The organism is Oceanobacillus alkalisoli, from assembly GCF_021556485.1.
Classification (GTDB): domain Bacteria; phylum Bacillota; class Bacilli; order Bacillales; family Amphibacillaceae; genus Oceanobacillus; species Oceanobacillus alkalisoli.
The window spans coordinates 1-281 of record NZ_JAKGBW010000108.1 but is presented as its reverse complement, the minus strand read 5'-3'; the positions used below and the strand labels follow the sequence as shown (position 1 = coordinate 281).

The following is a 281-nucleotide window of genomic DNA, read 5'->3' as shown; positions in this document are numbered from 1 at the left end:
CCCACAACCTCTCGCGGGTTAGCTGTCGAAGGCGATCTTCATGATAAGTGACGTTGCGCCGATATTCTTCAGCGTATAGTCCTTGGCCGTAGAGCTGACCTTCGCGCGATACTCCTTGTTGTCGCGCAGCGGGGCGAACCACGCCTCGAGGTCTGTCACCGTCTCAACCTTCGTAGCAGCTCCCAGAGCCACCATGTCGCGCGCCTCCTTGAACTTCGAATAGTTGGGGCCGAAGGCTATGGGCAGAGCGAATATCGCCGCCTCCAGCGTGTTATGGATAC

At 58.0% G+C, this 281-nt stretch carries 1 protein-coding gene; it reads right to left on the bottom strand.

Annotated elements, in window-relative coordinates:
* Positions 1–18 precede the first annotated feature (18 nt).
* Positions 19–281 (bottom strand): hypothetical protein (locus LZD48_RS19395; protein ID WP_235764154.1); only part of this gene is annotated, 263 nt, incomplete at its 5' end.